Raw genomic sequence first — 538 nt, 5'->3', positions numbered from 1 at the left:
CTTTGTGTTAGCTAAAACTAGCAATTTTTTATACACGGTGTTGGCAAATCGGTTTTTTATCCGAATAATAATTTTGCTCGTTCATTTCCAATTTTATTCAAATCCGATTCTGTTTGTTTATAATTCAATTCGTTAAACATAGTTTTTATTTCAGTCAGACTATTTTCAAACAATTCACTTTCCTGCTCTAAACTCAGCCGTTTTGATAAGTCAGATTTTCCAAACTTTGGTTTTTCCATTTCAGTTTTTTCTCTACGATTTAAATATGCGTTTATCAAGTCCAAATCATAAAAATTTTCAGAGAAAAGTGAGGAAATCCGAGTTTCAATTATTCCTCGGTCATTTACAATTTCAAAATTTAACCAACTATTTTTAAAGCGATAAATTCCACCTATTCCAGCAATATCAGATTCAGTCAATTCAAATCCGTTCTTATTCAGAATTCCGATATAATATTTGTCCAGACTATTATCTAAATATTCTTTTATTCCCATTTTTTCATTCGGTTACGTTTTTTCAAACTGTTTGCCAACGTGTT

At 29.7% G+C, this 538-nt stretch carries 1 protein-coding gene; it reads right to left on the bottom strand.

Annotated features, from left to right (window positions below):
• Nucleotides 1-56: 56 nt before the first annotated feature.
• Entirely contained in the window at nt 57-494 is a 438-nt protein-coding gene (locus CDH49_RS15580; RefSeq protein WP_100616448.1) for a hypothetical protein, read from the bottom strand.
• Nucleotides 495-538: the final 44 nt, after the last annotated feature.

Origin of the sequence: Confluentibacter citreus, assembly GCF_002807055.1 — a bacterium.
Taxonomy (GTDB): Bacteria; Bacteroidota; Bacteroidia; order Flavobacteriales; family Flavobacteriaceae; genus Confluentibacter; species Confluentibacter citreus.
Note: the sequence above shows the minus strand (reverse complement) of the source record. Positions and strands in the feature narration are given on the sequence as shown.